The following is a 22422-nucleotide window of genomic DNA, read 5'->3' as shown; positions in this document are numbered from 1 at the left end:
CTATCAGGACGCCATGCCCGGCAAGACCACCCACCAACCGACACCCGCCGCCCCCGAGCGCGAGCGCATTGCCAAGCGCATCGCGCGCTCCGGCCTGTGCTCGCGCCGCGACGCCGAGAGGCTGGTCGCGGAGGGCCGCGTTGCGGTGAACGGCAAGGTGCTCGACACCCCCGCCTTCACCGTCGCGCCCGGCGACACGATCACCGTCAACGGCGCGCCGCTGGCGGAGGTCGAGCCGACCCGGCTGTGGCTCTATCACAAGCCGGCGGGGCTGGTGACCACCACGCGCGATCCGCAGGGCCGCGCCACGATCTTCGAGCGGCTGCCCAGGGACCTGCCGCGGGTGATGACGATCGGCCGGCTCGACATCAACACCGAGGGGCTGCTGCTGCTCACCAATGACGGCGGGCTCGCCCGGGTGCTGGAACTGCCGGCGACCGGCTGGCTGCGCCGCTACCGGGTGCGCGCGCATGGCGGCGTCACCCAGGACAAGCTCGACGCGCTGAAGGACGGCATCACCATCGAGGGCGTGCGCTACGGGCCGATCGAGGCGACGCTCGACCGCACGCAGGGCGGCAATGTGTGGCTGACGATGGGTCTGCGCGAGGGCAAGTACCGCGAGGTCAAGACCATCCTCGAGGCGCTGGGGCTGAAGGTGAACCGGCTGATCAGGGTGTCGTTCGGCCCGTTCATGCTGCGCGATCTCGCCGTCGGCGCGGTCGAGGAGGTGAAGCCGCGGGTGCTGCGCGACCAGCTCGGCGTCAAGCTCGCCCGCGCGGCCAACATCACCCTGCCCGAGCCGACCAAGGCGGCGGCGCCGCAGCGCGGCAGGGACAGCAAGCAGGGGGCACCCAAGCCGGGCGGGAAGCCTGGCCCGAAACCGGGCGCCAAACCTGGTGCCAAACCTGGAAGGGGGCCGCGCCCGGCGGCCGCGAAGACGGGCGGGCCGGCAAAGCCCGCGGGCAAGCAGCATGCGCGTCGTCGGCGGCCGGTTTAAGGGGCTGGCGCTGGCCGCGCCGAAGGGCCAGGCGATCCGGCCGACGTCGGATCGCCTGCGCGAATCCGTGTTCAACATTCTCGCCCATGCCTATGACGATCCGGTCGAGGGCGCGCGCGTGCTCGACCTGTGCGCGGGCACCGGGGCGCTGGGCATCGAGGCCCTGTCGCGCGGGGCGCGCTCGGCCCTCTTCGTTGACATCTCGGCGGATGCCCGCGCTCTGATCCGCCGCAACCTCGAGGCCGCCGGCATCATGGGGCTTGCCCGCATCTCCAAGCGCGACGTCGCCCATCTGGGACCGGCCGGCGCGCAGGGCGGCTTCACCCTCGTGTTGCTCGACCCGCCCTACGGCCAGGGTCTCGCCGACAAGGCGCTTTCGAGCCTCGCCAAAGGCGGTTGGCTGGCCGGCGGCGCGCTTGTCGTCGTCGAGGAACGGGCGGGGGTCGAACTCGACCTGCCGGCGGGCTATACCGAGCGCGAACGCCGTGCCTACGGCGAAACCGAGATCGCGATCCTGAGCTACAGACAATCCTGAGAAGCCCCACCTGACACTCCTGGCGTGAGAATCCCGGCATGAAGATCCTGGTCGTCGAGAGCTACCCGAACTCGCCGCTCGGCAATGTCGGCCAGGCGCTGGCCGACGTCGGCGCGGACATCGATACCGTCGCCGCGCATGGCGGCGAGCCGCTGCCCGAAACGCCCGACGACCACGACGCGCTGATCATGCTGGGCGGGCCCCAGAGCGCCCTCGACGACGACGACTACCCCTTTCTGCCGGCGCTGTGCCGGCTGACGCGCGCCTTCGGCGATTCCGGCCGCGCCGTGCTCGGCATCTGCCTCGGCTCGCAGATCATCGCGCGCGCCTACAACGGCGAGAACGTCCTGAACCGGCCGCTCGAATTCGGCTACCTACCGGTCTCGCCGCTGCCGGAGGCCGCCGACGATCCGGTGCTGTCCGGCCTGACCGCACCGACCCCGGCCTTCCACTGGCACAAGGACACGGTGCGGCTGCCCGCCGGCGCGATCCGGCTCGCCGAAAGCGCCATGACGCCGAACCAGGCCTGGAAGATCGGCGCCAAGGTCTATGCCGCGCAGTTCCACTTCGAGGCTTCGCGCGCGGTCGTCGCCGACTGGTCCAGCAAGTCGGCGGAGTATGTCCGCGACCTTGTGCCCGACTGGGAGGCGCGGATGCCCGCGGAGCTGGAGACCAACGGAACCGTCGCCGACGCGCTGGGCCGGGAGCTCGCCCGCCGATGGGTCAAAGTAATCGACGCCTAGCGCCGGGTTCCGCCGCTGAAACCAGCCGTCCGCCTGATGCGTGATGCACTCAGGTGTCGTCGACAACAGCGGCCTGGGCAGCGCCACGACCTCCCTATGGGCCCTGGATCAAGTCCAGGGCACGCCTTTGTTTTCGAGGCCCCACCAGAGAGACAAACAAGGGCGAGCGACAAACACGGACCGCGTGTCCCGGACGTGATCCGGGACCCACAGGCGGCAGGCGAGGCGGTCGCGGCGGTCGCGGCAGTCCGTCCGCCGCACCGGCCTAGCGCCGCCCGAACAGCCGCTCGATATCCGACAGCTTCAGTTCCACGAAGGTCGGCCGGCCATGGTTGCACTGGCCGGAATTGGGCGTCGCCTCCATCTCGCGCAGCAGCGCGTTCATCTCCTGCGCGTTGAGCCGGCGGCCGGCCCGCACGGAGCCGTGACAGGCCATGCGGGAGGCGATGGCCTCGAGCCGGTCCAGGAGCCGGGTCGAGGTGCCCGCCTCGGCGATATCGTCGGCGAGGTCGCGCACCAGCCCCTTCACGTCGAAATCGCCGAGCATCGCCGGCGTCTCGCTGACCGCCACCGCGCCCGGGCCGAACGCCTCGAGCACCAGGCCGAGCGCGGCCAGTTCCTCGGCGTTGTCGGCGAGCCGGGCGGCGTCTGCCGGAGGCAGGTCGACGATCTCGGGGATCAGCAGCGCCTGCCGGGCGACGCCGTTCTCGGCGATCGCCGTCTTCAGCCGCTCGTAGACGAGGCGCTCGTGGGCGGCGTGCTGGTCGACGATGACGATGCCGTCGGCGGTCTGGGCGACGATGAAGGTCTCGTGCACCTGCGCGCGGGCGGCACCCAGCGGATGCGCGCCGGCCTCCGGGGCATCCGGCTCGACCGTGGCGCGAAAATCGGCGGCGGGCGCGGCCGAGGGGGCGGCAAAGCCCTCGAAGGCCGCCGGGGCCTCGGCGAAGCCGGTTTCGGCGGGATGGGTATCGGCTGGCATGGCTCCGGCAACCGCCGCCGAGACGGCGTAGGCCGCCGGTCCGCCCGTCGCGTATCCCCCGGATCGATAGGGCGCCTGCCCTGCCCCACCGCCGCGGAAGTTCGACAGCGTCTCCGCCGCCATCGCCGCCGAGGGCTTCGGCCCGGTGCCGGCGAGAACGGACTTCAGCGCGCTGACGACGAGGCCGCGCACCAGGCCAGCGTCGCGGAACCGCACCTCGGCCTTGGCGGGATGGACGTTGACGTCGACCTCGCGCGGATCGAGCGACAGGAACAGGGCGCAGGCCGGCCAGCGGTCGCGGGCGAGCACGTCGCCATAGCCCGCCTTGACCGCGCCGACCAGCGAGCGGTCCTTCACCGGACGGCCGTTTACGAAGAGGTAGAGATGACGGGAATTCGGCCGGTGCCAGGTCGGGTGGCCGGCGAGGCCGGTGAGCCGCACGCCGCCGCGCTCGACGTCGAGGACGATGCCGTTGTCGCGAAACTCGCCGCCGAGCACCTCGGCGATCCGGTCGGCAAACGCGTTGGCCTCGTCGAGCAGCGCGCCGGCCGGGGCGACCGCCAGCACGTTGCGCTCGCCGACGGTCAGCGAAAATCCGACTTCCGGATGGGCGAGCGCCAGCCGGCGGACCACGTCGGTGACGGCCTGGTTCTCGGCGCTCTCGGATTTCAGGAACCGCAGGCGGGCGGGCGTGGCGTGGAACAGCTCGCTCACCTCGACGCGGGTGCCGCGCCCCCGCGCGCCGGGCATCGGGCCGTCGCGCACGCCGGAATCGACGACGATGCGGCTGGCGTGGTCATCCTCGGCGGTGCGGCTGACGATGGTCAGACGCGCCACCGAGCCGATCGAGGGCAGTGCCTCGCCGCGGAAGCCGAGGGTTCGGATATCGACCAGATCGCCCTCGGGAAGCTTCGAGGTCGCGTGACGCTCGACGGCAAGCGTCAGGTCCTGCGGCGACATGCCGGCGCCGTCGTCGTCGACGCGGATCAGCCGGCGGCCGCCGCCCTCCACCACCACGTCGATGCGCTTCGCCCCGGCATCGATGGCATTCTCGACCAGCTCCTTGACGACGCTGGCCGGGCGCTCGATCACCTCGCCGGCGGCGATGCGGTCGACAATCGTATCGGGCAGGCGGCGGACGGCCATGGAGTCTCGCGCGATTCGTCGGTTTCGTGGGACGCGCCAGTGTCGCGCAATTCAGCGGCCGGACGCAATTCCCCCACCCGGCAATGACGTGCAAAGGAGTGAAACGGGTCGACGACGTAAGATACGGCCGGCCGATACGCGAGGCCTCGTGCCCTGGACTTGATCCAGGGCCCATACAGCGGCTGCGACGAAGCGCCGGCCGGCGCCGCGGGCCTTGCCCAACACCGACCGGCGGCGAAAAGGGCATCGCCGATTGGGCCCTGGATCACGTCCAGGGCGTCCGGTCTGTTGCCTTTGCCACGATTGTGCGCCCCTGACGCCCTTGCCGAACGAGATTGCCGGGTCAAGCCCGGCAATGACGTAAGAGGGAGCGAGACAGCGTGACGGATTGGAATGCGGGCAGCCGATATGCCAGGCCTCGTGCCCTGGACTTGATCCAGGGCCCATACAGCGGCTGCGGCGAAGTGGGGATCGCTGCGACGCGGTTCGTGATCAAAACGGACGACCGGTGAATGGGCACGGCCGATTGGGCCCTGGATCACGTCCAGGGCGCGCGGTCTGTTGCCTTTGCCACGACCATGCGTCCCTGACGCCTTGCGGCCCCCGCAGCCGTCATCCCCGGGCTTGACCCGGGGATCTCCCGGCAGGGGCACAGCCGCTGCTAATTTCCGCTCGTTCCCGCAAAAGCGGGAACCGGCCTGCATCGGGCTGGGCCATGCCATACGGACCCGATTCCCGCTTTTGCGGGAATGAGCGGGATTATGTCTACATCCCTTCCAGATAGGTCCGCGCCAGCACCTTGCCCTCTTCCACCGCGGGCTGGTCGAAGGCGTCGACGCCGATCAGGTGGGCGGCGATGATGGTCTCCAGCATGAAATGCATCATCAGCTCGCCGATCCGCTCGGCATCGAGCGCCGAGGCGTGGAGCACGCGCACGGGGCGGGCGTTGCGGGCGAGCGTCTCGACGGTGGCGCGCTGCTGGCTGGCGACGAAATCGCCGACGGTGCGGCCGCCGAACTCGGCCTGGCCGGCTTCGGCGGCGAGCGCGGGATCGATGCGCGGGCCCTTGTCGGCGACGTCGGTGGTGACGACGGTGAACAGCTTGTCGGCGGGACCGTCGAGGAAGAGCTGGAGCTGCGAATGCTGGTCGACCGGGCCGACGGCCGGGATCGGGGTCATGCCCCTGCCCTGCTTGCCGAGGCTTTCGGCCCAGAGCTGCACGTACCAGCGGGTCAGCCGCTCGGTGCGGTCGCCGTAGGCCAGGAGCACGTTCTGGGTGATGCCGCGCGCCTCCGCATAGGCGACAGCCAGCGCGGCGCCTACCGCGGCCGGGACGGCACCGGGCGCCGCCTTGTCGAGCACCGGCGCCAGCGCGCGCGCCGCGCCGGCGCGCACCGCGGCGATGTCGAGGCCGGCAAGCGCGGCGGGGATCAGGCCTACATTGGTGAGCGCGGCGAAGCGGCCGCCGACGCCCGGATCGTGCTCCAGGAAGCGGACACCGAAGGGCTCAAGCAGCTTGCGAAGCTTGTTGAGCTTGCCGGAGGCCGCCGGTTCGCTGAGGCCCAGCAGGCGCTCGCCGATCGCCCCCTTGAGCCCGGCGTCCTCGTAGGCCGCGAGCAGCACCATCGCCTGGATCAGCGTCTCGCCGGTGCCGCCGGACTTGGACACGACGATTGCCCTGGTGGTGGCGAGCGGAAGGACGGCAAGCGCCTCGGCGAGGCCGTGCGGATCGAGATTGTCGAGGAAGTGCAGGCGCGGGGCGGGACGGAAATCGCCGGAGACCGGGAGGCGCCAGCCGGCGACCTGGGCCAGCGTCTGGCCTCCGAGGCTGGATCCGCCGGTGCCGAGCACCAGGACGTCGGTGCTGCCGTCGGCGAGCCAGTCGGCGGCCTCGCGGATCGCGGCGAGATCGTCGGTTTTCCCGGGCAGCGACAAGAGCGGGAGAGCGCCGGATTCCCTGGCTTCGCGCAGCCACACCAGCACCGGCGCGGTGCGGGCCAGGACGGCCTCGAATTCGGCGCGCGCGAGACCGGTATCACCGACCTCGACATCGAAACAGGTATCGATCGTCTGCTTGAGCGGCATGGCCCCTCCCTCGCCCGGCGACTGGCGGCCCGCAGCGGGCCACGTTTCCACCTTTAGGCGAAAGGCTTACCGTACGCTAGCCCGAACGGGACGGCCGACCGTGGCGCGGCGGCAACGCCGGCGTGGTCGCGTCAGCCACCCTTGGCGTCGGCGGCGATGCCGTCGGGACGGCCGACCATGGTCACGTAGAGGCTGCCGTCGCCATAGAGCCTCTGGGCGACGCGCCTGGCGTCCTCGATCGTGACCGCATCGATCAGGTCGTTGCGCTCGTTGATGTAATCGATGCCGAGCTTGTCGCGCTGGATCTCGACGAGCTGGCGAGCGATCTTGGTCGAGGTGTCGAACCGCAGCGGATAGGAGCCCTTGAGATAGCGCTTGGCCTTGTCCAGTTCCTCCGCGGTCGGGCCCTCGTCGGCCATGCGCTTGATCTCCTCGTCGATGATGGCCAGCGACTCCGCGGCGCGGTCGTTGCGGGTCGCCGCCCCGCCGGCGATCAGGCCGGCGCGGTCGAGGGGATAGAGGAAGCTGTAGACCGAATAGGACAGGCCGCGCTTCTCGCGCACCTCCTGATAGAGGCGCGAGGAAAACGCGCCGCCGCCGAGGATGTGGTTGACCACGTAAGCGGGGACGAAATCGGGATCGTCGCGCTTCAGGCCCGGCCGGCCGAACTGGATCACCGTCTGCGGGATCTCCATCTCGACGACCTTCCGCATGCCGCCGTCCGGCAGCTTCGCCTCGGCGACCGGGGCGAGGTCGGCGGTCTGCGGCAGGCCGCCGAAGATCTCGTCGAGCAGCGGGCCGAGACGCTCGGCGGTGATATCGCCGACGACGGCGATCTTGAGCGTGTCGCGGGCGAAGATGCGCTCGTGATAGGCGCGCAGGTCGTCGACGGTGATCGCGGCCACCGTCTCCAGCGTGCCCTTGACCGGGCGGCCGTAGGGGTGGCTGCCGAACACGGTGTCGGACCACAGCCGGCCGGCGACGGCGTTGGGATCGGTCAGCTCGCGGCGCAGGCCGGATTCGGTCTGGACGCGCATGCGCTCGATCGCGTCGGCGTCGAAGCGCGGCTCGGTGATGGCCAGGCGCAGCAGGTTGGAGGCCTCGTCCAGGTTCTCCGTCAGCGTCTGCATCGCGCCGTAGAAGGTGTCGCGGCCGGCGTCGAACGACATCTCGATCGCCAGGCTCTCCAGCTTCTCCTGGAAGGCGGCGGAGTCGATGTCGCCGGCGCCCTCGTCGAGCAGCACGCTCACCAGGTTGGCGACGCCGGGCCTGTCGGGCGGATCCTGCGCGGCGCCGCCGTCGAAGGCGAACTGCACGGACACCAGCGGCACGGCGGATTCGGACACCAGCCAGGCCTCGATCCCGCCGGGCGAGACCACCTTGTCGATCTCGATCGCCGAGGCCGGGCGAACGGCCGCGGTGCCAGCCACGGTCGCGACCGTGGCGACGGCAAGGGCCGGGACAATCGCGTCAGTCATGAACTTCCACACCAGGGACTTCAGCATGGGGAGGGAACCTCCGCTTTCGAATGATCGGGCGACAGCGCAATGTGCTTACTGGGTGCTTACTGGGTGCTTACTGGGTGCTTACTGGGTGCTGACAGGGCGCTTACTGGACGGCGCTGGCGCCGGCGGGGTCTGCCGCGCCGGTCGCGCCGCCCTGCGGGACGGACGCCTGCTCCTGCGGCTCGGCGCGCAGATAGGCGGTCACCGATCGCTCCGGCGTCAGGTACTTGCGCGCGACGTCGACCACCTGGTCGGCGGTGACGGCGCGAACCTTGTCCGGCCACGCGGCGATGTCGGCGACGGTGCCGCCGGTGGTCAGCGCGGTGCCGTAGATGCGGGCGAGCGAGGACTGGCTGTCCTGGGCGTAGACCGATTCGGCGATCAGCGCGTTCTTGACGCGGCTCAGCTCGGCCTCGGTGACGCCGCCGGCGACGAGATCGGCGATGACGCCGTCCGCAGCCTGGGCCAACGTGTCGAGATCGACGTCGGGCTTGGGCACGCCGTAGACCATGAAGCGGGAATCATCGAGGGCGGATCCCTGGTAGAAGCCGCCGGCCGCGGCCGCCTCGCCGCCATTGACGACGAGCGCCTTGTAGAGCCGCGAGTTGGCGCCGCCGCCGAGGATGCCGGCGAGCACGTCGAGCGCCTCAGCCTCGCCCGGCTCGGCGGTGCGGTAGCTCGGCGCCAGCCATGCGATCCGCACGCTTTCCTGCTGCACCCGCGGGCTCGACATCGACACGGTGCGGGCGGCCCGCGGCTCCGGCTCGCGCGGGCGCAGGCGCTCGCCCGGCTCGGCGCGGCGCGCCACCTTGCCATAGGTCTCCTCGGCAAGCGCGCGGACCTCGTCCGGCGTCACGTCGCCGGCGACGACCAGGATGGCGTTGTTGGGAGTGTAGTAGCGCTTATAGAAGTTCAGCGCGTCGTCGCGGGTCAGCGCCTCGACCTCGTGCTTCCAGCCGATGATCGGGCGCGAATAGGGATGCGACATGTAGAGGGTGGCGTCGAGCTCCTCGCCGAGCTGGGCGGAGGGGTCGTTGTCGGTGCGGCTGGAGCGCTCCTCGAGAACGACCTGCAGCTCGGACGTGACGTCCTCGGGCGCCAGCACCAGGCCGGTCATCCGGTCGGCCTCGTATTCCATCATCAGGCCGAGATGGTCCTTGGCGACCTTCTGGAAATAGGCGGTGTAGTCGGAGGAGGTGAAGGCATTCTCCTGGCCGCCGATGTCGGCGACGACCTTGGAGAACTCGCCGGCGGGATGCGCCTCGGTTCCCTTGAACATCAGATGCTCGAGGAAATGGGCGATGCCGGACTTGGTCGGCGGCTCGTCGGACGCGCCGACCTTGTACCAAACCATGTGCGTGACCACCGGGGTGCGGTGATCCTCGATGACGACGACCTTGAGGCCGTTGTCGAGTTCGAAGGTCGTCACCGCGTCGGCGGAGGCCGCGCCCGCCGGCGCGCTGAAAGCAAAGCCGTAGGCCATCATTGAAACCAGTGCCGGAAAAACCAGACGTATCGCTGCGACTGCTCGCATCGGGCTACCCTCACATAGTTGGCCACCCCGGTCCGATCGACCGGCGCGACGCTGCCAAACGATATAGACGGGTGCCCCGTCCGGCGCCACCACGCTCCCGAAGTCGTGATCGGCCGGACCTCCTCTGACGTCCAGGTATTAACTGTTGCCCCACAGCCGCGAGAAGAAGCCCTTCTTCTCCGGCTCCCCGGTGCCCTCCACCGACGGCGCCGGCGTCCGGTAGCCGGCCGGCGGCTCGTTCAGGGACTGGCGGGGCGGCTCCGACCGGAGCGGCTGGTTGGGATCCTTGCGCCGATCCAGGAGTTCGCGCGGACTGACCGTCTTGGCTACTTCCTTGCCACCCGGCTTCTTCGGGCCGAGCGCGACACCGGAGCCGTTGCTGCGGCCGTACATGCGGCCCCACTCCTCGAGTTCGCCCGGCGTCATCGGCTCGGAGGCGTACTCGACGTCGCGCGGCTTCTCCTTGAGGGCGGCCTGGCGCATCTCCGCCTCCTTCCGGCGGCGTTCCGCGTCGGGGTCGGTCGGCCACTCGGCGCCGTAGGATTCGCTGGCGGCGACCGGCGGCGGCAGGTCCCGAGCGGCCTGGTCGGCCGACGGCATCACCAGCGGCGAGCGCGGGCCGTACTCGATCGTCTCCTCACTGGGATCGACCTTCAGGCCCATCGCGACGAGCGGATCGCCGAGCATGTCCTCCACGGGATCGTTGAAGCCACTGCTGGATCCGGAGCAGGCTGCCAGAAGCCCGCCCGCCACGCAGATCGCGAAGCCGTTCGTCAGCCTCGCACCGAACCGACCATCTCGTTTCATGCGGTTACCCGTTCCCGTGCCTGCTGGCGTCGAGCCCCGTTCGGGCCCATCGCCCAAGCGCCATACGCAATACCAGCACGTGTTGTGTCTCGTTCGAGACTAGCCCGCTAATCGGGCTTTGGGGCTCTTTTGTGACTATCCGTCAGGGATTCATACAGAAGCCCGACGACACCCGCAACAATCGCGACGTCGGCGAGGTTGAACACGTACCAGGACCAGCCGAAGGCGCTGAAGTGGAAAAAGTCCGCAACGGCGCCGTAAACCGCCCGATCGACGGCATTTCCGATCGCCCCGCCGATAACAAGGCCGATCGAGACCGCCGTCAGCCTGGAATGAACCCGCGCGAGCCAGATCCACAGGGCGAGGCTCGCGACGATCTTGACCGCCACGAGGAACCACCGCCCCGCATCGGTATCCTGCTGGAACAGGCCGTAGCTGACGCCGCGATTCCAGACGAGGATGAGATCGAAGAACGGCGCGACCTCGATTCGCCCCCGCGCGGCGATGTCGATCGGGCCGAGCATCGCCCACTTGTGCAACCGGTCGAGCAGGAAGACGGCGAGCGCGACCGAGGCGCCAAGGCCGGTCAGCGGGCCCCAGAGGGTGCGGCGGAGGCTCATCGTCATTGCTGTGTCCCGCTGTCCAACGGCCGGCGTCCTATTCCGCCGCCGCGCTGCCCGCGTCGAACTCACGCATCGCCAGGGCGTCGCGCGGCGACAGATCCGGCCACGCCGGATCGGAGCCGACGTCGGGGAGGATCTTCCACGAGCGGGCGCACTTCCTGCCCTCGGCCAGCGCCGGGACGACGGCGACGCCGGAAACCTCGTCGATGCGGTGCGCGTCGGCGGGACCTTCGCCTTCCTTCAGGACGATCTGGCTGGTGATCGAGACCTCGGCCAGGTCGACGTCGGCGACAGCCGCGATCAGATCGGCATCGGTGAACCAGACCTCGGGCGCGGCCTCGAGGCTGGAGCCGATGCGCTTGGCCGCGCGCTCGATCTCGATCGCGCCGGTGATGACGCGGCGCACCCGGCGCACCCGCCGCCACTTCTCGGCCAGGCGCTCGTCGTACCAGCTCTCGGGAACCTCCGGGAACGTCTCGAAATGCACCGAGCCGTCCTCAGAGGGGAACCGCGACAGCCACGCCTCGTCCATGGTGAAGGGCAGCATCGGCGCCCACCAGCCGATCAGGCACTTGAAGACGCGGTCGAGAACCGTCAGGCAGGCCTTGCGCTTCGTGCTGGAGATGGGATCGCAGTAGAGCGCGTCCTTGCGGATGTCGAAATAAAAGGCCGACAGGTCGACGGTCGCGAAATTGAACAGCGCGTGCGAGATGCGCTTGTAGTCGAAGTCCTGGTAGGCGCGCCGCACCAGCCGGTCGAGCTCGGCGAGCCGGTGCAGCATGTAGCGTTCCAGCTCCGGCATCTCGGCCTCGGGCACGTCCTCGCCGGTGTAGTGGGCGAGCGAGCCGAGCGTCCAGCGCACGGTGTTGCGCAGCTTGCGATAGGCCTCGACCGTGTTCTTCAGGATCTCCGGGCCGATGCGCAGGTCTTCCGAATAGTCGGACGTCACCACCCACAGGCGCAGGATGTCGGCGCCGGACTGCTTGATGACGTCCTGCGGGAAGACCTGGTTGTTCAGCGACTTCGACATCTTGCGGCCATCCTCAGCCATGACGAAGCCATGCGTCAGCACCGCGTCGTATGGCGCGCGCCCGCGCGTGCCGCAGGATTCCAGCAGCGAGGAATGGAACCAGCCGCGATGCTGGTCCGAGCCTTCCAGATAGAGCGAGGCCGGCCATTTCAGGTCCGGACGCACTTCCAGGACGAAGGAATGGGTCGAGCCGGAGTCGAACCAGACGTCGAGGATGTCGTCGACCTTGTCCCATTCGGCCGGATCGTCGACGAGGCCCGACAGGAAGCGCTCGCGTGCGCCGTCGGCGAACCAGGCATCGGCGCCTTCGGCCTCGAAGGCATCGGCGATGCGGCGGCCGAGCGCGTCGGATTCGGCGAAACCGGCATTCGGGATCACCTGGCCCGTCTCGCGATGGACGAACACGGTGATCGGCACGCCCCAGGCGCGCTGGCGCGAGATCACCCAGTCCGGGCGCTCGGCGATCATGCTGCGCAGGCGGTTCTGTCCGGCGTCCGGCACGAAACGGGTCTCGGCGATGGCCTTCAGCGCCTTGCCCCGCAGGCCCTCGTCGCCCCTGCCGTCCTCCATCGAGATGAACCATTGCGGCGTATTGCGGAAGATGACCGGCTTCTTGGAGCGCCAGGAATGCGGGTACTGGTGCTTGAGCCGGCCGCGGCCGACCACGTTGCCGGCGGCGGCCAGCGCGTCGATGACGGCCTGGTTGGCATCGCCCTTGTCGCCCTTGTCGGTGATCACCCGCTTGCCCGAGAAGCCCGGCGCGTCCCTGGTGAAGAAGCCGTCGGCGTCGACCGTGTAGGGGATGGTCGGGTCGATGCCGCGGCTTTCGAGCGCGACCCTGTTGTCGGTCCAGACCTCGAAGTCCTCCGCGCCGTGGCCGGGCGCGGTGTGCACGAAGCCGGTGCCGGCGTCGTCGGTGACGTGGTCGCCGGCGAGCAGCGGCACCGCGAACTCATAGCCGCCGTCGAGACCTTTCAGCGGATGGGCACAAACCATCTGGCCGGGCTCGGCATAGTCGATGTCGCGGACCCGCTTGTAGTGCTCGACCCGGGCAGCCTTCATCACCTCCTCGGCGAGCTTGTCGGCGAGAACGTAGAGGTCGCCCGGCTTTGCCCAGTTTTCTTCCGGTGCCTCGACCACCTTGTAGAGGCCGTATTCGATGCGCGGGCTGAACGAGATCGCGCGGTTGCCGGGGATCGTCCACGGCGTGGTCGTCCAGATTACCACCGCGGCGCTGCCGGCCTCGGGGCCCTCGACGATCGGAAACTTCACGAAGATCGTGTCCGACGTATAGTCGTGATACTCGACCTCGGCCTCGGCCAGCGCCGTCTTCTCGACCACCGACCACATCACCGGCTTGGAGCCGCGATAGAGGCCGCCGTTCATGGCGAACTTCATCAGCTCGCGGGCGATCTGCGCCTCGGCGGCAAAGGTCATGGTCGTGTAGGGGTTCTCCCAGTCGCCCTCGACGCCGAGACGGCGGAACTCTTCCTTCTGGACGCCGATCCAGTGCTCGGCGAACTGACGGCATTCCCTGCGGAACTCGATGACCGGGACGTCGTCCTTGTTGCGGCCCGAGGCGCGATACTGCTCCTCGATTTTCCATTCGATCGGCAGGCCGTGGCAGTCCCAGCCGGGCACGTAGTTGGAATCGTAGCCCAGCATCTGGTGCGAGCGGGTGACGACGTCCTTGAGGATCTTGTTGAGGCCGGTGCCGATGTGGATGTTGCCGTTGGCGTAGGGCGGGCCGTCGTGGAGGACGTATTTCTCGCGGCCCTTGGCGATCTCGCGCTGGCGCTTGTAGACCTCGAGGCGGTCCCAGCGCTCGATGAACTCGGGCTCGCGCTTGGGCAGGCCCGCGCGCATCGGGAATTCAGTCTTGGGCAGGAACAGGGTTTCGGAATAGTCGCGCTTGGCGGCGGAATCGGATCCGTTTGTCATGGTCTTCAGACTGGCTTTCGGGGCGGTCGCTCGATGGTTTCGGACACGTGGTCGGGTTTCCCGGCTTTCCGCCCGTCGGGATCGATCTCCCGCCTCAGGCGAAAACCGGGCCGATAATTCGCCGCGCGGCTATGAGCCCCCGGACGGGTCTGCTCACGGATTCGCTCGCGGTCTCGCTCACGGGCTTGCTCTCCATGACCAGGACATCCGAATGCTTGGCGGGCCTTCTATCAGGCACTGGAGCCCGGATAAAGAGGCGGTTTCGGCTCACAGGCCCGCGTCGGACCCGCTGATCGGCACCTGCGCGTGCCTCCTGCGGGCGCGGAACACCACGTAGAGGCCGCTGGAGACGATCACCGCGATGCCGACCCAGGTCCAGAAATCGGGGAAGTCGCCGAAGACCAGATAGCCGAGGATCGTCGCCCCGACGATCTCGAAATAGGTCATCGGCGCCAGCGTCGAGGCGGGGGCGCGGTTATAGGCCAGGATGATCAGGAAATGCGAGACAGTGGAAATGAGCCCGACCACCGCCAGAAGGCCCCATTCGCCCGGGCTCGGCGCGACCGGCGTGATCAGCGGGAATCCGGTGGCCATGCCGACGGCGAGCGGGATGCTGATCGCCACCGCGCTGACGACGGCGGTGAAAAAATGCGTCGAAATCGGCGGCGCCGAGGTCTTGAGGCGGCGGGTGACGATCAGATAGCAGGCGTAGGAGACCGCCGCCGTGATCGGCAGCAGGGCGACGACGCCGAACAGGCCGGAGCCCGGGCGGATGATGATGACCGCGCCGGCCAGGCCGATGACGACCGCCGTCCAGCGGCGCGGGCCGACCGTCTCGCCGAGCACCAGCGCCGACAGCGCGGTCACGACCAGCGGGGCGACGAAGACCAGCGCGATCGCGTCGGCGAGCGGCATCACCACGATCGCGGAGACGAAGGCGACATTGGTGCAGCCGATGAACAGGCCGCGGAGGATCTGCAGGCCGTAGGGCCTGGGCAGCAGGCCGGCGATGCCCGGCCCGATCAGCACGAAGGGCAGCGTGAACAGCATCTGGAAGACCATGCGCGCCCAGGCGACCTGCACCGCCGGCACGGCACCGCCGAGATACTTCATGATGGCGTCCTGCATCGGTTGCAGGGTGGCGGCCAGCAGCATCAAGAGGACGCCGGCGACGACTTCGCGCTCTCCGATGACGGATTCACCTGCGGGGCGCGCGGACGGACTCGACACCGAAAGGCTCAGCGCGCGGCGTGACGGGCGGGCACGGACAGTCCGGCCGTGCCCTCGGCGTCGGCCCTGGCCAGCAGGCGGCGGGCCTCGGCGACGTCGACCTTCATCCGCGCGACCAGCGCCTCGACGCCGTCGAAGCGCGCCTCGGGGCGGATGAAACCGACGAACTCGACCTCCACCGTCTTGCCGTAGAGATCGGGCGAGACGTCGAGCAGATGGACCTCGAGCAGCGGCGCGCCGTTGTCGAACTGCGGCCGGCGGCCGAAGCTGGCGGCGCCGTCATGGACCGCGCCGTCGACCCGCATCCGCACCGCGTAGACGCCGTGGGCGAGGCCGGTTTCCGGGGCGAGGCCGATATTGGCGGTCGGGAAGCCCAGGTCGCGGCCGCGCTTGGCGCCGTGGACGACCTCGCCGCGCACGAACCAGCGGTAGCCGAGGATGCGCGCCGCCGCCGCGACATCGCCCCCGGCCAGCGCCGCGCGCGCCGCGCTCGCCGACCAGACGGTCTCGGAATCGCCGGCCTTGCCGACGATCTCGACGTCGAAGCCGCGCGCCCGGCCCAGCGCCTTGAGGACGTCCGGCGAGCCGGCGCGGCCCTTGCCGAAATGGAAGTCGTAGCCGACCACGGCGGCGCCGACGCCGAGCCGCTCGACCAGAAGCCAGTCGACGAAGCTCTCGGCCGGCGTCGCCGCCAGCGCCGCGTCGAAGCCGACCTCGACGACGCCGTCGAGACCGAGGGCCTCGAACAGTTCCGCCTTGACGGCCGCGGGCGTCAGCCGGAACACCGGGGCCTCGGGGCGGAAGAAGGTGCGCGGATGCGGCTCGAAGGTCAGCGCCAGCGCGGCCACGCCGCGGGCGCGCGCCATTTCGATCACACGGCTGAGGACGGCCTGGTGGCCACGATGGACACCGTCGAAGTTGCCTATCGCGACGACGCCGCCGCGCAGGGCCGCGGGCACCGGATCGGCATTGGTGATGATGGCGAAGCGGTGGTCGGGCATCGGATCGGCTGGCGGCGTGGTGGTGACGGTCAGCCGCGCTTGCGCAGGCTGTCGCGGGAGGGAACCATCACGATCGCCTCGCCGTCGAGCACGGTCTTGGCGTCGACCGTGCATTCGCAATGCAGGCGGACGCGGCGCTTGTCGGCGTCGAGCTCGACGACCTCGACGTGCGCCTTGACCACGTCGCCGATGCGCACCGGCGCGCGGAAGTTCAGGCTCTGGGAGATATAGACGGCGCCGGGGCCCGGCAGCCGGGTTCCGAGCACGGCGGAGATCAGGCTGGCGGTATAGAGGCCGTGGGCGATCCGCTCGCGGAACGGGGTCTGGGCGGCGAAGTGATCGCTGAGATGCACCGGGTTGTTGTCGCCGGACAGCTTGGCGAAACCGATGACGTCGTCGGCCATGACGGTCTTCATCAGCACTTCGGTCATGCCGACGCGCAGATCCTCGAAAAAATAGCCGAAACCGGCCGGCGCCATGTTCATCGTCGGTCCTCTTTCCAGTACGGGCCCCTTTCCAGTACGGGCCCCTTTCCAGCACGGGCGATGACTAGCCGCGCAAACTAGGCGGGAGCGCCGACAGGCGCAATCCGCCAAATTCCGCAAACCAGCGGTTTACCAACCAAAACGGGCTGGGACCACCTTAACCTATTTTTCAGCGCGCGTTCCTACGGTCGGCGGCCTCAACGAGACGGGCAGGCGCCATGTCGCAGGACGCGGCTGGCGGCGGACAGGAGCCCGGAAAAGAATGGAGAGCTAGGATGGCGATCGACACCGCGATGCCGATTCTCGTCGTCGACGACTACAAGACGATGATCCGTATTATCCGCAATCTTTTGAAGCAACTCGGGTTCAACGACGTCGACGAGGCGACGGACGGGACCGAGGCGCTGCAGAAGCTGCGGGCCAAGCAATATGGTCTCGTCATCTCCGACTGGAACATGGAGCCGATGACCGGCTACGAGCTGTTGAAGCAGGTGCGCGGCGACGAACGTCTGTGCGGCATGCCCTTCATCATGGTCACCGCCGAATCCAAGACCGAGAACGTGATCGCCGCCAAGAAGGCCGGCGTGAACAACTACATCGTCAAGCCGTTCAACGCCGCGACGTTGAAGTCCAAGATCGACGCCGTCTTCGGCGCCTGATCCCGCCGGAGCGGCGGGACACCCGCCCCTCCGCAACAATCGGCTGGTCAAGAGGGGATCACACCATGGCCAACACGGAATCGGGCGCCGCACGGGTTTCGCAGGTCCTCGAGGAAATCGGCATCGGCACGAACGGCGATATCACCGTCAACGAGATCCTGTCTCTGGCGCAGACGATGTCGTCGTCGCTGTCGAGCGTCTATCGCGCCGTCGACGCCTCGATCCAGCGCGAGTTCCGCGAGATCGCCTCGTATATCGAGGCGATGAAGACGGATATCGCCGGGCTGCAGGCCAACGACCTGAAGCAGACGCACCTGCCGACGGCGGGCAAGGAACTCGACGCCGTTGTCGAGGCCACGGAAGAGGCCACGAACACGATCATGGAGTGCGCCGAGGCCATCATGAACGCCGACGACGCCGACCATGACGCCTACAAGGCGCTGGTCGACGAGAACGTCATGAAGATCTTCGAAGCCTGCTCGTTCCAGGACATCACCGGCCAGCGCATCACCAAGGTGGTCGAGACGTTGCGGATGATCGACGACCGCGTCAGCCGCTTCGCCCAGCGCATGCGGGTCGAGGACTCCGAGGGCCATGCCAACGAGGACGAGGCGAGCCGCGTGCGGCGCAGGAAAGACCTGCTGCTGGACGGGCCCCAGGCCAGGGGCGAGGGCGTCAGCCAGGACGAGGTCGACGACCTGTTTTCCGCTGCCTGACGCGCGCCCGTCAACCGGCCGGCGTCACCAGACGCGCCGTTACCTGACCCGCCGCTACCAGACCAGCCGCGACATCACCGCGCGCGGCCAGACATCGGCCTGCCGGAAGGACTGCTCCAGTCCCGGCAGGTCGAGTGCATCCTCGCGGATCAGTTCGCCGCCGTGAATGCCCGACGCGATGAACAGGGCATCCACGCCCGACCGCGCCGCGCCGGCGAGATCCGTGCGCAGGCTGTCGCCGATCGCCAGCACGCGCGCGCGCTCGACCGGACGGCCGGCCGCCGTCGCCAGGCGGGCCAGGGCCTCGTCGTAGATCGGCGGGTGCGGCTTGCCGGCCCAGAGCACCCTGCCGCCCAACGCTTCGTAGGCATCGGCGAGCGCGCCGGCGCAGTAGAGCAGTTCGTCGCCGCGCTCGACCACAACATCGGGATTGGCGCACACCATCTCGACGTCGCGCGCGCGGAACGCGGCGAGCATGTCGGCATAGTCATCGGGGGTCTCGGTGGTGTCGTCGAACAGGCCGGTATTGACCACCAGCTCGGCATCGGCGGCGCCGGTGAGCGGCATGTCGATCCCCTCGAACACCCCGAGGTCGCGCTCCGGCCCCAGATGGAAGGCCTTGCGGCCGGCCCGCTCGGCCAGCATCGCGTGCGTCAGGTCGCCCGAGGAGACGATGTCGTCATAGGCATGGTGCGGCACCTTCAGGCCGTCGAGCATCTCGCGGATCGGCGCAGAGGGACGCGGCGCGTTGGTGATCAGGACCACCCGGCCGCCGGCCTCGCGGAACCGGTGTAGCGCATCGCAGGCGTCCGGCCAGGCGCGGACGCCGTTGTGGACGACGCCCCAGATGTCGCAGAGGATACCATCATAGCGTTCCGCGAGATCGCGGAACCGCAACAGGATTTGCGGGTGCGGCCCGTTCGCCGGGCTGGTGTCTGACATTCAGTTTATCGTGGGGTTGCGGGCGGCCTGCGCGGCCTCGGCGCGGACGATGCGCGGCGGCGAGAACAGGTTTCCCTGGGCGAACCTGACATCGTAGTCGAGGATGTCGACCACCTGGGATTCCGACTCCACGCGGGTGGCAATCAGCGTGATACCGTACCGGGCGAGCAGCTTGGCCAGGTCGGCGGCGTGAATGTGGGCGCTCGCCGAAAGCGGCGGCTGCATCAGCGTCTCCGCGTCGATCTTGATGTAGCGGACACCGTGCTTGGCCAGGCGCGCGCCGTCGATATCGAGCCGGGTCACGTTGTCCAGCGAAAAGCGGAAGCCCAGTTCGGCGAGCGCGTCGAGATTGGCGAGCTCGATGGGACCGAGATCGTCGAAGGCGGCCTGCGTGAACTCGAAGACGATGGCGCCGGAGAGATTGCGGTTCTCGCCCATGAAATCCACGAACTGCTGGAAGAACTCGCCATCCCCCAGGGACCGGGCCGAGATGTTGCAGAAGACGCCGACGTCGTTGTTCTTGCGGGCGATCTTGCGCAGGATCTGAACCGTGCGGAACAGCACGGCGTTGTCGATGATCGGCATGATGCCGGTCCGCTCGGCGAGCGGGATGAACTGCCGCGGCATCAGCGAGCGGCCCTCGTCGGTGCGCAGCCGCGCGAAGGCCTCGTAGTACCGCACCCGCCGCTGCGGCAAGGTGACGATCGACTGCAGATGGATGAGCGGCCCGTGTTCCTCGACCGAGCGCCGCAGGATCGCCGCGGCCTCCGCATCCGACATGCCCGGGAACGCCGGGGTCTCCTCAAGAGTATCCGACGCACCGGCGGCCTGCCCGCCGATCTCCGCGGCGGCCAGCGCCCCCCGGGTGGCCGGAGCCGCGCCCTCAAGCGTCGAAACGGTCTCGGCGAGACCCTCTATCCGGTCCTCGATCTGGCGCATGTCGGCGACGATGGTCTCCACCCGTTCCTCGATCATGTCGTCGACGCGGACCGTCAGCGTCGCCTCGATGTCGGCGATCCGTTCGTTCAGCGCCGCGATCTCGTCCTGGAACCGGCCGGAGACGCGCACCACCTCCCGCAGCTCGGCCTCGACGGCGGAGCGCTCGCGGGCGCGGGCGGAATAGAATTCGGCCAGCACCATGATCAGAAGCGCGGCGAAGCCGATCCAGCCGGCCTCGGCCACGCTCATGCCGACGCGGGCATAGAGGATCGTCGCCAGCGATCCCGCGATCACCACCATGCAGAAGGCGACGAACCACGGCGACGGCGACGGCAGGACAGAGCGCGGCTCGTCCAGGCCTCTCAAGGTGTCCGCTTCGACCGGTGACGACACTGACATGCGGCGGATACTAGGTGATTCTCGCCGCCAAGTAGCGCGGCGCTTAACAAATCGTGTACCTGCCCGTCAGCAGCCCGCGCCGCCCGATACCTGGAACTTCAGCGTCGGCCGGCCGGCCTTCATGACCGTCACCTCGCCGGCGGAGACGGGAACGTCCTCGGGATCGGTCTCCTCGCCGAAATCGACCTCGACGACGACCCTGACCGTGTTGTCGGCGCTGTCGAACACCTGGCGCGGGTACTGGCCGAAGCCGATCGGCTCGCCGTCGGCGGTGGTGCGCGAGAAGGTGACGAGCGTGCCGTCGATCATCATCACCGCCGGCATCGGGCCGTTGGCGTCGTCACTGCCGCCGCCGGGCATGGCGTCGACGAAGACGATTTCCTCCTCGCCCTCGCGGCTGAGGAACAGGCCGCACCCGCTTTCGAACGGAAGTGCGGCCAGATCGAGGACGCCGACATTGGGCATCTCGTCGGACGATCCCTGGCCGGCGGGAACCGGCGTCGAGGTGCTGATCCGGGACGAGTCCTTGGCCGGCTGCGCCGGCGCGGGCTCCTCCACCCTCTCGACGCCCACCAGGTCAAGGGCGTCGGGAACGACCAACACATAGGCGGCGCCGGCCGCGATCAGCACGGCGACGCCTATGACCAACATGCTCTTTATCGACATCGGTTCCGATCCAATTACCGCCGTGCGGTCAGCTCAGCTCGCCGAGCAGCTTGCCGAGCCCGTCGAACAAACCGCCGATCTGGTCGCGGGAGATGGTCAGCGGCGGCGACAGCGCGATGGTGTCGCCGGTGACGCGCATCATCATGTCATACTCGTGGAAGCCCCTGTCCATCGCCTCGTAGGCACGGGCGCCGACGGCGCCGGGCCGCGACTCCAGGTCTATGGCCGCCACCAGGCCGATGGTGCGGATGTCGACGACGTTCGGCTTGCCCCTCAGGCTCATGGCCGCGTCGGCCCACTCGGTCTCCAGTTCCCTGGCCCGATCGAACAGGCCCTCGTCGAGATAGACGTCGAGGGTCGCCAGACCGGCGGCCACCGCGATCGGATGGGCCGAGTAGGTGTAGCCGTGGAACAGCTCGATCACGTGCTCGGGGCCGTTCATGAAGGCGTCGTAGATGGGCTTGCGCACGATCACGCCACCCATCGGAACGGTGCCGGAGGTGACGCCCTTGGCGAAGGTGATCATGTCGGGGACGACACCGTAGCGCTCGGCGGCTGTGGCGAAGCCGAGACGGCCGAAGGCGGTGATGACCTCGTCGAAGATCAGCAGGATGCCGTGCTTGTCGCAGATCTCGCGCAGCTTCCTGAGGTAGCCCTTGGGCGGCGGCAGCACGCCGGTGGAGCCGGCCATCGGCTCGACGACGACGGCGGCGATGGTGGAGGCGTCGTGCAGGGCGACGATCGATTCGAGATTGTCGGCCAGGTGCGCGCCCCATTCCGGCTCGCCGCGGGTGAAGGCCTGCTCGGCGCGGTTATAGGTGTGCGGCAGGTGGTCGACGCCGGTCAGGAGACCGCCGAAGAACTTGCGGTTGTTGACGATGCCGCCGACCGAGATGCCGCCGAAACCGACGCCGTGATAGCCGCGCTCGCGGCCAATCAGGCGGGTCTTCGAGCCCTTGCCCTGGACGTTCCAGTAGGCCAGCGCGATCTTCAGGGCCGAATCGACGGCCTCGGAGCCGGAATTGGCGAAGAAGACGTGGTCGAGATCGGCCGGCGCCATCATCGCCAGGCGGTTGGCCAGCGCGAAGGCCTTGGGATGGGCGAACTGGAAGGCCGGCGCGTAGTCGAGCTCGGCGGCCTGCTTCTGGATCGCCTCGACGATCGGCGCGCGGCCATGGCCGGCGTTGCAGCACCACAGCCCGGCGGTCGCATCGAGGACCGCGCGCCCGTCCGGGGTATAATAATGGACGTCCTTGGCGCGCGAGATCAGGCGCGGGTTCTTCTTGAACGCCCGATTCGGCGTGAACGGCATCCAGAATGCTTCGAGATCGTTGGGCGACAATTCCGCCGATGTGTCGATGTCATGCGCGACCGACATAGATGTGCTCCTTGAACGGATTTGGTTCTCGTTGGTGCAGCGCGCGGGACGATAGCAGAGGCCCGCGGGTCGGGAAACC

The 22422-nt window shown here is 68.8% G+C and carries 19 protein-coding genes; 5 read left to right on the top strand and 14 right to left on the bottom strand.

What is annotated here, in order from left to right; all coding sequences use genetic code 11:
• Positions 1 to 13 precede the first annotated feature (13 nt).
• From ACSF9G_RS14895 to ACSF9G_RS14885, 3 genes are read left to right on the top strand one after another with little or no spacing between them, the layout of a single operon-like run.
• Positions 14 to 997 carry a pseudouridine synthase gene (locus tag ACSF9G_RS14895; protein ID WP_436642870.1) on the top strand — a complete coding sequence of 328 codons (984 nt, stop codon included), beginning with the start codon at positions 14 to 16 and terminating at the stop codon, positions 995 to 997.
• Positions 972 to 1532: a 16S rRNA (guanine(966)-N(2))-methyltransferase RsmD gene (rsmD, locus tag ACSF9G_RS14890; RefSeq protein ID WP_436642869.1), complete on the top strand. Its 561-nt coding sequence runs from the start codon at positions 972 to 974 to the stop codon at positions 1530 to 1532. The genes ACSF9G_RS14895 and rsmD overlap by 26 nt, the downstream gene beginning before the upstream one ends.
• Positions 1533 to 1570: 38 nt before the next feature.
• Positions 1571 to 2275 carry a type 1 glutamine amidotransferase gene (locus ACSF9G_RS14885; RefSeq protein ID WP_436642868.1) on the top strand — a complete coding sequence of 235 codons (705 nt, stop codon included), beginning with the start codon at positions 1571 to 1573 and terminating at the stop codon, positions 2273 to 2275.
• Between the two features lie 265 nt (positions 2276 to 2540).
• Here the strand turns inward: ACSF9G_RS14885 and mutL are convergent, their stop codons facing one another.
• The 10 genes from mutL to ACSF9G_RS14835 form a co-directional block, all read right to left on the bottom strand.
• Positions 2541 to 4403, bottom strand: a complete 1863-nt coding sequence (mutL, locus tag ACSF9G_RS14880) for a DNA mismatch repair endonuclease MutL (RefSeq protein ID WP_436642867.1) — start codon at positions 4401 to 4403, stop codon at positions 2541 to 2543.
• Positions 4404 to 5168: 765 nt separating this feature from the next.
• The gene (locus tag ACSF9G_RS14875) at positions 5169 to 6488 is read right to left on the bottom strand and encodes a phosphoglucose isomerase-related protein (RefSeq protein ID WP_436642866.1); all 1320 of its coding nucleotides are present in this window, start codon (positions 6486 to 6488) and stop codon (positions 5169 to 5171) included.
• Positions 6489 to 6619: 131 nt separating this feature from the next.
• Complete coding sequence (locus tag ACSF9G_RS14870; RefSeq protein ID WP_436642865.1) at positions 6620 to 7993, bottom strand: M16 family metallopeptidase; 1374 nt, start codon at positions 7991 to 7993, stop codon at positions 6620 to 6622.
• Positions 7994 to 8096: 103 nt separating this feature from the next.
• Positions 8097 to 9527 carry a M16 family metallopeptidase gene (locus ACSF9G_RS14865; protein WP_436642864.1) on the bottom strand — a complete coding sequence of 477 codons (1431 nt, stop codon included), beginning with the start codon at positions 9525 to 9527 and terminating at the stop codon, positions 8097 to 8099.
• Between the two features lie 138 nt (positions 9528 to 9665).
• The gene (locus ACSF9G_RS14860) at positions 9666 to 10334 is read right to left on the bottom strand and encodes a hypothetical protein (protein ID WP_436642863.1); all 669 of its coding nucleotides are present in this window, start codon (positions 10332 to 10334) and stop codon (positions 9666 to 9668) included.
• Between the two features lie 107 nt (positions 10335 to 10441).
• Complete coding sequence (gene lspA / locus ACSF9G_RS14855) at positions 10442 to 10960, bottom strand: signal peptidase II (protein WP_436642862.1); 519 nt, start codon at positions 10958 to 10960, stop codon at positions 10442 to 10444.
• 31 nt (positions 10961 to 10991) lie between these two features.
• A complete protein-coding gene (ileS, locus tag ACSF9G_RS14850; RefSeq protein WP_436642861.1) occupies positions 10992 to 13928 on the bottom strand; it encodes an isoleucine--tRNA ligase in 2937 nt (978 codons plus the stop codon).
• Positions 13929 to 14195: 267 nt separating this feature from the next.
• Positions 14196 to 15158, bottom strand: a complete 963-nt coding sequence (locus tag ACSF9G_RS14845) for a DMT family transporter (RefSeq protein ID WP_436642860.1) — start codon at positions 15156 to 15158, stop codon at positions 14196 to 14198.
• A gap of 8 nt (positions 15159 to 15166) precedes the next feature.
• Complete coding sequence (locus ACSF9G_RS14840) at positions 15167 to 16159, bottom strand: bifunctional riboflavin kinase/FAD synthetase (RefSeq protein WP_436642859.1); 993 nt, start codon at positions 16157 to 16159, stop codon at positions 15167 to 15169.
• Positions 16160 to 16188: 29 nt separating this feature from the next.
• The gene (locus tag ACSF9G_RS14835) at positions 16189 to 16638 is read right to left on the bottom strand and encodes a MaoC family dehydratase (RefSeq protein WP_436643263.1); all 450 of its coding nucleotides are present in this window, start codon (positions 16636 to 16638) and stop codon (positions 16189 to 16191) included.
• A 281-nt stretch (positions 16639 to 16919) separates the two neighbouring features.
• On the opposite strand from ACSF9G_RS14835, the gene ACSF9G_RS14830 reads away from it, so the two are divergent.
• Together ACSF9G_RS14830 and ACSF9G_RS14825 are read left to right on the top strand one after the other, a co-directional pair.
• Entirely contained in the window at positions 16920 to 17303 is a 384-nt protein-coding gene (locus tag ACSF9G_RS14830) for a response regulator (RefSeq protein WP_261613963.1), read from the top strand.
• Between the two features lie 65 nt (positions 17304 to 17368).
• On the top strand, positions 17369 to 18019 hold the full coding sequence (locus ACSF9G_RS14825; protein ID WP_436642858.1) for a protein phosphatase CheZ: 651 nt from the start codon (positions 17369 to 17371) through the stop codon (positions 18017 to 18019).
• Positions 18020 to 18073: 54 nt separating this feature from the next.
• Here the strand turns inward: ACSF9G_RS14825 and ACSF9G_RS14820 are convergent, their stop codons facing one another.
• The 4 genes from ACSF9G_RS14820 to aptA all read right to left on the bottom strand — a co-directional run bounded on the left by ACSF9G_RS14820 (position 18074) and on the right by aptA (position 22343).
• Positions 18074 to 18961: a TIGR01459 family HAD-type hydrolase gene (locus tag ACSF9G_RS14820; protein ID WP_436642857.1), complete on the bottom strand. Its 888-nt coding sequence runs from the start codon at positions 18959 to 18961 to the stop codon at positions 18074 to 18076.
• Entirely contained in the window at positions 18962 to 20299 is a 1338-nt protein-coding gene (locus ACSF9G_RS14815; RefSeq protein ID WP_436642856.1) for an EAL domain-containing protein, read from the bottom strand.
• A gap of 66 nt (positions 20300 to 20365) precedes the next feature.
• A complete protein-coding gene (locus ACSF9G_RS14810) occupies positions 20366 to 20950 on the bottom strand; it encodes a hypothetical protein (RefSeq protein WP_436642855.1) in 585 nt (194 codons plus the stop codon).
• 43 nt (positions 20951 to 20993) lie between these two features.
• Positions 20994 to 22343 carry an omega-aminotransferase AptA gene (gene aptA, locus ACSF9G_RS14805; protein ID WP_436642854.1) on the bottom strand — a complete coding sequence of 450 codons (1350 nt, stop codon included), beginning with the start codon at positions 22341 to 22343 and terminating at the stop codon, positions 20994 to 20996.
• Positions 22344 to 22422: the final 79 nt, after the last annotated feature.

The sequence above is a fragment of the Microbaculum mangrovi genome (genome assembly GCF_051390635.1).
Taxonomy (GTDB): domain Bacteria; phylum Pseudomonadota; class Alphaproteobacteria; order Rhizobiales; family Tepidamorphaceae; genus Microbaculum.
The sequence above is the reverse complement of the archived record's forward strand: the minus strand, read 5'-3'. Positions and strand labels throughout refer to the sequence as shown.

Bases quoted from the DNA above. Each gene is read 5' to 3' on its own strand.
- lspA (WP_436642862.1), bottom strand. From the start codon at position 10,960: ATGACGATGAGCCTCCGCCGCACCCTCTGGGGCCCGCTGACCGGCCTT.
- ileS (WP_436642861.1), bottom strand. From the start codon at position 13,928: ATGACAAACGGATCCGATTCCGCCGCCAAGCGCGACTATTCCGAAACC.
- ACSF9G_RS14865 (WP_436642864.1), bottom strand. From the start codon at position 9,527: ATGCGAGCAGTCGCAGCGATACGTCTGGTTTTTCCGGCACTGGTTTCA.
- ACSF9G_RS14840 (WP_436642859.1), bottom strand. From the start codon at position 16,159: ATGCCCGACCACCGCTTCGCCATCATCACCAATGCCGATCCGGTGCCC.
- ACSF9G_RS14895 (WP_436642870.1), top strand. From the start codon at position 14: ATGCCCGGCAAGACCACCCACCAACCGACACCCGCCGCCCCCGAGCGC.
- ACSF9G_RS14885 (WP_436642868.1), top strand. From the start codon at position 1,571: ATGAAGATCCTGGTCGTCGAGAGCTACCCGAACTCGCCGCTCGGCAAT.
- ACSF9G_RS14860 (WP_436642863.1), bottom strand. From the start codon at position 10,334: ATGAAACGAGATGGTCGGTTCGGTGCGAGGCTGACGAACGGCTTCGCG.
- aptA (WP_436642854.1), bottom strand. From the start codon at position 22,343: ATGTCGGTCGCGCATGACATCGACACATCGGCGGAATTGTCGCCCAAC.
- mutL (WP_436642867.1), bottom strand. From the start codon at position 4,403: ATGGCCGTCCGCCGCCTGCCCGATACGATTGTCGACCGCATCGCCGCC.
- ACSF9G_RS14830 (WP_261613963.1), top strand. From the start codon at position 16,920: ATGGCGATCGACACCGCGATGCCGATTCTCGTCGTCGACGACTACAAG.
- ACSF9G_RS14825 (WP_436642858.1), top strand. From the start codon at position 17,369: ATGGCCAACACGGAATCGGGCGCCGCACGGGTTTCGCAGGTCCTCGAG.
- rsmD (WP_436642869.1), top strand. From the start codon at position 972: ATGCGCGTCGTCGGCGGCCGGTTTAAGGGGCTGGCGCTGGCCGCGCCG.
- ACSF9G_RS14810 (WP_436642855.1), bottom strand. From the start codon at position 20,950: ATGTTGGTCATAGGCGTCGCCGTGCTGATCGCGGCCGGCGCCGCCTAT.
- ACSF9G_RS14820 (WP_436642857.1), bottom strand. From the start codon at position 18,961: ATGTCAGACACCAGCCCGGCGAACGGGCCGCACCCGCAAATCCTGTTG.
- ACSF9G_RS14870 (WP_436642865.1), bottom strand. From the start codon at position 7,993: ATGCTGAAGTCCCTGGTGTGGAAGTTCATGACTGACGCGATTGTCCCG.
- ACSF9G_RS14875 (WP_436642866.1), bottom strand. From the start codon at position 6,488: ATGCCGCTCAAGCAGACGATCGATACCTGTTTCGATGTCGAGGTCGGT.
- ACSF9G_RS14815 (WP_436642856.1), bottom strand. From the start codon at position 20,299: ATGTCAGTGTCGTCACCGGTCGAAGCGGACACCTTGAGAGGCCTGGAC.
- ACSF9G_RS14835 (WP_436643263.1), bottom strand. From the start codon at position 16,638: ATGGCGCCGGCCGGTTTCGGCTATTTTTTCGAGGATCTGCGCGTCGGC.